The sequence below is a fragment of the Vibrio sp. 1F263 genome, assembly GCF_041439035.1.
GTDB classification, from domain to species: Bacteria; Pseudomonadota; Gammaproteobacteria; order Enterobacterales; family Vibrionaceae; genus Vibrio; species Vibrio tasmaniensis_A.
The window spans coordinates 22,606-30,789 of record NZ_JBGONI010000043.1 but is presented as its reverse complement, the minus strand read 5'-3'; the positions used below and the strand labels follow the sequence as shown (position 1 = coordinate 30,789).

General features: G+C 44.5%; 7 protein-coding genes and 1 pseudogene. All 8 read left to right on the top strand.

Annotated elements, in window-relative coordinates; translation table 11 throughout:
- Positions 1-218: pseudogene (tuf, locus tag ACED25_RS20225) on the top strand (elongation factor Tu); the annotation flags it as partial.
- A 223-nt stretch (positions 219-441) separates the two neighbouring features.
- Positions 442-819: a preprotein translocase subunit SecE gene (secE, locus tag ACED25_RS20220; protein WP_017096511.1), complete on the top strand. Its 378-nt coding sequence runs from the start codon at positions 442-444 to the stop codon at positions 817-819.
- A gap of 13 nt (positions 820-832) precedes the next feature.
- On the top strand, positions 833-1,381 hold the full coding sequence (nusG, locus tag ACED25_RS20215; RefSeq protein ID WP_012605006.1) for a transcription termination/antitermination protein NusG: 549 nt from the start codon (positions 833-835) through the stop codon (positions 1,379-1,381).
- Between the two features lie 212 nt (positions 1,382-1,593).
- The gene (rplK, locus tag ACED25_RS20210; protein ID WP_010435555.1) at positions 1,594-2,022 is read left to right on the top strand and encodes a 50S ribosomal protein L11; all 429 of its coding nucleotides are present in this window, start codon (positions 1,594-1,596) and stop codon (positions 2,020-2,022) included.
- Between the two features lie 4 nt (positions 2,023-2,026).
- On the top strand, positions 2,027-2,731 hold the full coding sequence (gene rplA, locus ACED25_RS20205; RefSeq protein WP_012605004.1) for a 50S ribosomal protein L1: 705 nt from the start codon (positions 2,027-2,029) through the stop codon (positions 2,729-2,731).
- Positions 2,732-2,973: 242 nt separating this feature from the next.
- Positions 2,974-3,468, top strand: coding sequence for a 50S ribosomal protein L10 (gene rplJ, locus ACED25_RS20200; RefSeq protein WP_009844673.1), 495 nt, complete (start codon positions 2,974-2,976; stop codon positions 3,466-3,468).
- A gap of 57 nt (positions 3,469-3,525) precedes the next feature.
- Positions 3,526-3,891, top strand: a complete 366-nt coding sequence (rplL, locus tag ACED25_RS20195) for a 50S ribosomal protein L7/L12 (RefSeq protein WP_009844674.1) — start codon at positions 3,526-3,528, stop codon at positions 3,889-3,891.
- Between the two features lie 234 nt (positions 3,892-4,125).
- The gene (rpoB, locus tag ACED25_RS20190; protein ID WP_009844675.1) at positions 4,126-8,154 is read left to right on the top strand and encodes a DNA-directed RNA polymerase subunit beta; all 4,029 of its coding nucleotides are present in this window, start codon (positions 4,126-4,128) and stop codon (positions 8,152-8,154) included.
- The last annotated feature ends 30 nt before the right edge of the window (positions 8,155-8,184 follow it).

The following is an 8,184-nucleotide window of genomic DNA, read 5'->3' as shown; positions in this document are numbered from 1 at the left end:
TCTTCAAGGGTTACCGTCCACAGTTCTACTTCCGTACAACTGACGTAACAGGCGACATCACTCTACCTGAAGGCGTAGAAATGGTAATGCCAGGTGACAACGTTCAAATGACTGTTGAGCTAATCGCTCCAATCGCAATGGACGAAGGTCTACGTTTCGCAATCCGCGAAGGTGGCCGTACAGTTGGTGCTGGTGTTGTAGCTAAAATCTTTGCATAAGATTTGACGAACCACTAGTAAAAAGGGCATCATTTGATGCCCTTTTTCTGCGCTGAAAAAAGAGTTGGGTGTTTTGACATCAATTTTAACTCTTAGCAAAGAATTAAACGGTCTTTTTAACTAAAATGACTGTTAGATGTGTTGTTTTGCAACGCAAAGGAATGTGCCCTGCAACAGCGGGGTTATTGTCGTCTATATTTAAGACTTATCACAGGTTGGTTTTATGAAAGCAAACGCTGAAACTCCTGATAGCTCAGGTGCAGCAGATACAATGAAGTGGGTAGTCGCTTTTGTACTGTTGGCTGCTGCTGTTGTGGGTAATTACCTGTATGGTGAATTGTCTGTTGTAATTCGCGCTGCAGGTGTAGTTGTGCTGATTGCTGCCGCACTAGGCGTTGCAGCAACAACAACTAAAGGTAAAGCTGCGATCGATTTTGCAAAAGAATCTCGTATGGAGATTCGTAAAGTTGTTTGGCCTACTCGCCAAGAAACTATGCAAACTACATTGATCGTTTTAGCTGTATGTATTGTTATGTCTCTAGTGCTTTGGGGAATTGACGGCATTATGGTCCGTTTAGTTTCTCTAGCAACTGGAGTGTAGAGGGTTCTGATTCATGAGTGAAGCTCCAAAAAAACGTTGGTATGTAGTTCAAGCCTTTTCTGGCTATGAAGGTCGTGTATCTCAATCGTTACGCGAACATATTAAAATGCACGACATGGAAGAATTCTTTGGTGACGTTTTAGTACCTACTGAAGAAGTAGTGGAAATGCGTGCAGGTCAACGCCGTAAAAGCGAACGTAAGTTCTTCCCTGGCTACGTATTAGTGCAAATGATCATGAATGATGAATCATGGCACTTAGTACGCAGCATTCCTCGTGTTATGGGCTTCATTGGTGGTACCTCTGATCGTCCTGCACCAATCACTGACAAAGAAGCTGATGCTATCTTGAACCGTCTAGAGAAAGCGAGCGAGTCTCCACGTCCTAAGACAATGTTCGAAGCGGGTGAAGTGGTTCGTGTGAACGATGGTCCGTTTGCTGATTTCAACGGTACAGTTGAAGAAGTAGATTACGAGAAAAGCCGCATTAAGGTATCTGTATCGATCTTTGGTCGTGCAACACCGGTTGAGCTTGAATTTGGTCAAGTTGAAAAGCTGGACTAAAACTCTAACTTTTGAACAAGCTGTGGATAAATACTTCATAAGTTGTTCAAAATAAAAGAGTATAAAAAACCACCTTTTTAGGGTTGTTAAAGGCGCGAATTATGATTATAATTTCGCGCCTTTTTACTTCTATCGAAGTAAGAAAGAGTTAATTGAAATTAAGGGGAGCTTGCCTCAGGGCTAGCGCATGTACCCAAAAATTAGGAAATATCATGGCTAAGAAAGTTGAAGCTTATATCAAACTGCAAGTTGCAGCTGGTATGGCAAACCCAAGTCCACCGGTTGGTCCTGCTCTAGGTCAACACGGCGTGAACATCATGGAATTCTGTAAAGCGTTCAACGCAAAAACAGAATCTGTTGAGAAAGGTCTACCTACTCCAGTAGTAATTACTGTTTACAACGACCGTTCTTTCACGTTCGTAACTAAGACTCCACCTGCTGCTGTTCTTCTTAAGAAAGCTGCTGGCGTTAAGTCTGGTTCAGGTCGTCCAAACACTGAGAAAGTTGGTACTGTAACTGACGCTCAAGTTCAGGAAATCGCAGAAACTAAAGCTGCTGATATGACTGGTGCTGACATCGAAGCAATGAAGCGTTCTATTGCTGGTACTGCTCGTTCAATGGGCCTAGTGGTAGAGGGATAAGATCATGGCAAAACTTACTAAGCGTATGCGCGTAATCCGCGACAAAGTTGAAGTAACTAAAGAATACGAAATCAACGAAGCTGTTGCTCTTCTTAAAGAACTAGCTACTGCTAAATTCGTTGAGTCTGTAGATGTTGCTGTTAACCTAGGCATTGATGCTCGTAAATCTGACCAAAACGTACGTGGCGCAACTGTGCTACCTCACGGTACTGGCCGTGACATCCGCGTTGCTGTGTTCACTCAAGGTGCAAACGCAGAAGCAGCTAAAGCAGCTGGCGCAGATATCGTTGGTATGGAAGATCTTGCTGAGCAAGTGAAAAAAGGCGAAATGAACTTCGACGTTGTTGTTGCTTCTCCTGATGCAATGCGTGTTGTTGGTCAACTAGGTACAATCCTAGGTCCACGCGGCCTTATGCCAAACCCTAAAGTTGGTACTGTAACTCCTAACGTTGCTGAAGCGGTTAAGAACGCTAAAGCTGGTCAGGTTCGTTACCGTAACGACAAGAACGGTATCATCCACACTACTATCGGCAAAGCATCTTTCGAAGCTAACCAGCTTCAAGAGAACCTAGAAGCACTTCTAGTTGCTCTTAAGAAAGCTAAGCCTTCTTCAGCGAAAGGTACTTTCCTGAAGAAAGTAAGCATCTCTACTACAATGGGTGCTGGTGTTACTGTTGATCAAGCTAGTCTTGACACTCAAGCAAACTAATTTGCTTCGGCGCAGATTTAGTGTATACTTCTGCGCCTAATATTTGTGGTTGGGTGATTTTTGAAGCAATTCAGGTCATCCGTCCCAAGACCGTAGGCGCTGTACTCTTCGGAGATATGGCTTAATAAAACCTACGTAGGCGATGTTGTGGTTTGAAGTGAATTTATTCATTTTTAAATAACATCGTAAACGCTCATTACATTTTGTATGAGTGCTGTAATCACAACCAGAGGTTAATCCAAATGGCTTTAAATCTTCAAGACAAAAAAGCAATTGTTGCTGAAGTCAACGAAGCTGCCAGTGGTGCACTTTCTGCAGTTGTAGCTGATTCTCGTGGCGTTACTGTTGGCGCAATGACTTCTCTACGTAAACAAGCTCGCGAAGCGGGTGTTTACATGAGAGTTGTTCGTAACACACTAGCACGCCGTGCGATTCAGGGTACAGACTACGAGTGTCTAACTGACACTTTCACTGGTCCAACTCTGATCGCATTCTCTAATGAGCACCCAGGTGCTGCAGCGCGTCTTTTCAAAGACTTCGCTAAAGAGAATAAAGATTTCGAGATCAAAGCTGCTGCATTTGAAGGCGCAGTTACTGATGCTGAAGTACTAGCGACACTACCAACTTACGACGAAGCTATCGCACGCCTAATGATGTGCATGAAAGAAGCTTCTGCTGGCAAGCTGGTTCGTACTATCGCTGCTGTTCGCGACCAAAAAGAAGAAGCTGCGGCTTAAGCCTTGCTTTTCACTGGTTGCTATTTAAACTTATTGTTGACTTAAAAGAGAATTGTTATGTCTATTACTAACGAGCAAATCCTAGACGCAGTTGCAGAAATGTCTGTAATGCAAGTTGTTGAGCTTATCGAAGCTATGGAAGAGAAATTCGGTGTTACTGCTGCTGCTGCAGTTGTAGCTGGTGGTGCTTCTGCTGAAGCTGCTGCTGAGCAAACTGAATTCGACGTAATCCTAACTGCTGCTGGCGCTAACAAAGTACAAGTTATCAAAGCTGTACGTGGCGCAACTGGCCTAGGTCTTAAAGAAGCTAAAGGTCTTGTAGACTCAGCTCCTGCAGCGCTTAAAGAAGGCGTTGACAAAGCTGAAGCTGAAGCTCTTAAAGCACAGCTAGAAGAAGCTGGCGCTTCTGTTGAAGTTAAGTAATTATTACTTAATTTCTTAGCCGCAAGGCTAATGGCTGGTGGTTTATTAACCACCGGCCTTTTTGCGCTGTAGGGCTATGACGAAATTTCCGCTGTTTAACCGTCATAATCCAAGCAAAAAAACAGTCATTTTTTCGAAATGATTGTTCACTACAGTAAACAGCTGTTTGTCACCGCCCCCTCTGAAGAGTGTTTTGGGTGGTTTGGGTCACTTATCAGCGAGCTGAGGAACCCCATGGTTTACTCTTATACCGAGAAAAAGCGCATCCGTAAGGATTTTGGTACTCGTCCACAAGTTTTGGACATTCCATACCTGTTATCGATCCAGCTTGATTCTTTCGACAAATTCATCGAACAGGATCCTGAAGGTCAATACGGTCTTGAAGCTGCTTTCCGTTCTGTATTTCCAATTCAGAGCTACAACGGCAATTCTGAGCTGCAATACGTTAGCTACCGTCTTGGTGAGCCAGTTTTTGACGTTAAAGAATGTCAAATCCGCGGTGTTACTTACTCAAAGCCACTACGCGTAAAACTACGTCTAGTTATCTTTGATCGAGATGCACCAGCAGGTACTGTAAAAGACATTAAAGAACAAGAAGTCTACATGGGCGAAATTCCGCTTATGACAGACAATGGTACTTTCGTAATTAATGGTACCGAGAGGGTTATCGTATCCCAGCTGCACCGAAGCCCAGGCGTGTTCTTCGACAGTGATAAGGGTAAGACCCACTCATCAGGTAAAGTTCTTTATAACGCACGTGTAATTCCTTACCGTGGCTCATGGTTAGACTTTGAGTTCGATCCTAAGGATAACTTATTCGTACGTATCGACCGTCGTCGTAAGCTACCAGCATCGATTATCCTTCGTGCACTTGGTAAATCGACTGAAGAGATCCTAGATCTGTTCTTCGACAAAGTGAACTTCGAAGTGAAAGACCAAACTCTACTTATGGAGTTGGTTCCTGATCGTCTACGTGGTGAAACTGCGTCATTCGACATCGAAGCAAACGGCAAAACTTACGTTGAGACTGGTCGTCGTGTAACTGCTCGCCATATCCGTCAACTTGAAAAAGATGGCGTTGAGCACATCGAAGTACCAGTAGAGTACATCGTTGAAAAGATTGCTGCGAAAGATTACATCAACGAAGCAACTGGCGAGATCATCGTTGGCGCAAACCAAGAGATTAGCCTAGAAGCACTTGCTAACCTGTCTCAAGCAGGTCACAAGACTCTAGAAGTGCTGTTCACGAATGACCTAGACCATGGTCCATTCATGTCAGACACTCTACGTGCGGATAGCACAGTAGATCGCATCTCTGCATTGGTAGAAATCTACCGCATGATGCGTCCTGGCGAGCCACCAACGAAAGAAGCTGCAGAATCATTGTTCGAAAGCCTATTCTTCTCTGAAGATCGTTACGACCTATCAACTGTAGGCCGTATGAAATTCAACAGCTCTATCGAGCGTGAAGAAGAAGAAGAGCGCGGTACTCTGGATGAATCAGACATCATCGAAGTGATGAAGAAACTGATTGGTATCCGTAACGGCATTGGTGAAGTGGACGATATCGACCACCTTGGCAACCGTCGTATCCGTTCTGTAGGTGAAATGGCAGAAAACCAATTCCGTGTTGGTCTAGTTCGTGTAGAACGTGCCGTTAAAGAACGTTTAAGCCTTGGTGACCTTGATGCAATCATGCCTCAAGATCTTATCAACGCTAAGCCGATCTCTGCTGCAGTTAAAGAATTCTTTGGCTCTTCACAGCTTTCACAGTTTATGGACCAAAACAACCCATTGTCAGAAGTTACGCACAAGCGTCGTATCTCTGCTTTAGGTCCTGGTGGTCTTACTCGTGAGCGCGCAGGCTTCGAAGTACGTGACGTTCACGTAACTCACTACGGTCGTCTATGTCCGATCGAAACGCCTGAAGGTCCAAACATCGGTCTAATTAACTCGCTATCTGCATTTGCACGTTGTAACGATTACGGTTTCCTAGAAACTCCGTACCGTCGTGTAGTAGATGGTGTAGTAACAGAAGAAGTTGATTACCTGTCTGCAATCCAGGAAGGTCAATTCGTAATCGCGCAAGCAAACACCATTCTTACTGAAGAAGGTACGTTTGCAGATGAGCTAATCACAGCTCGTCAAAAAGGTGAATCTGGTCTTCACCCACGCGATCACGTTGACTACATGGACGTTGCGACAAACCAAGTAGTATCTATCGCTGCTTCGCTTATCCCGTTCCTAGAACACGATGATGCGAACCGTGCATTGATGGGTGCCAACATGCAACGTCAAGCTGTACCAACACTGAGAGCTGATAAGCCTCTAGTAGGTACGGGTATCGAACGTAACATCGCAGTTGACTCTGGTGTTACAGCGGTTGCTAAACGTGGTGGTCAAGTTCAGTCTGTTGACGCTTCTCGTATCGTAGTTAAGGTTAACGAAGATGAATTGGTACCTGGCGAAGCTGGTATCGATATCTACAACCTGACTAAGTACACGCGTTCGAACCAAAACACATGTATTAACCAACGTCCAACTGTACTTCCTGGTGAACCAGTTGCACGCGGCGATGTTCTTGCTGACGGTCCTTCAACAGACCTTGGTGAACTAGCTCTTGGCCAAAACATGCGTATCGCATTCATGCCTTGGAACGGTTACAACTTCGAAGACTCGATCTTAGTATCTGAGCGCGTAGTTCAAGAAGACCGTTTCACGACAATCCACATTCAAGAATTATCTTGTGTGGCTCGTGATACTAAGCTGGGTTCTGAAGAGATCACAGCTGATATTCCAAACGTAGGTGAGTCTGCTCTGTCTAAACTAGACGAGTCAGGTATCGTTTACATTGGTGCTGAAGTTAAGGGTGGCGACATCCTAGTTGGTAAAGTAACCCCTAAAGGTGAAACTCAACTGACTCCTGAAGAGAAGCTACTACGTGCTATCTTCGGTGAGAAAGCATCTGATGTTAAAGATACTTCTCTACGTGTACCAAACTCTGTTTCGGGTACTATCATCGATGTACAAGTCTTTACTCGCGATGGCGTAGAGAAAGACAAACGTGCACTTGAAATCGAACAGATGCAGCTTAAAGAAGCTAAGAAAGATCTAACTGAAGAGTTCCAAATTCTTGAGGGTGGCCTTCTTAACCGTGTTAAAGCTGTACTTCTGTCTGGTGGTTACTCTGAAGCTAAGCTTGATACTATCGGTCGTAAGCAATGGCTAGAGCAAGTTCTAGAAGACGATGCGCTACAAACACAGCTTGAGCAACTTGCTGAGCAGTGGGATGAGCTAAAAGCAGACTTCGATAAGAAGTTTGAAACTAAGCGTCGTAAAATCACTCAAGGTGATGATCTAGCACCTGGCGTTCTTAAGATTGTTAAAGTTTACCTAGCGGTTAAACGTCGTATCCAGCCTGGTGATAAGATGGCCGGTCGTCACGGTAACAAAGGTGTAATCTCTAAGATTAACCCTGTTGAAGACATGCCATACGATGAGAAAGGTCAGCCTGTAGACATCGTACTTAACCCGCTGGGTGTACCATCGCGTATGAACATTGGTCAGATCCTAGAAGTTCACTTAGGTTTGGCTGCGAAAGGTATCGGTGACAAGATCAACCAAATGGTTAAGGAACAACAAGAACTGCATAAGTTCCGTGAGTTCCTACAGAAGGTTTACGATCTTGGCGATACTCGTCAGAAAGTTGATATTGCTGAACTGTCTGATGATCAAGTTCGTACACTGATCAAGAACCTACGTGGCGGTCTACCGATTGCTACACCTGTGTTCGACGGTGCTTCTGAGTCTCTAATCAAAGAACTACTTAAACTGGGTGATCTGCCAGAATCTGGTCAGCTTAAACTGTTTGATGGGCGTACTGGTGATTCGTTTGAGCGTCCTGTAACTGTTGGTTACATGTACATGCTGAAACTGAACCACTTGGTTGATGACAAGATGCATGCTCGTTCAACTGGTTCTTACAGCCTAGTAACTCAGCAACCACTTGGTGGTAAAGCTCAGTTCGGTGGTCAGCGTTTCGGTGAGATGGAAGTATGGGCACTAGAAGCATACGGTGCTGCATATACTCTACAAGAAATGCTAACAGTTAAGTCGGATGACGTTAACGGCCGTACTAAGATGTACAAGAACATCGTAGATGGTAACCATAGCATGGAACCTGGCATGCCAGAGTCGTTCAACGTACTGTTGAAAGAGATTCGCTCGCTAGGTATCAACATCGAGCTAGAAGACGAAGAGTAATCCCTCTTTTTTATAAAGAAGATTGGATTA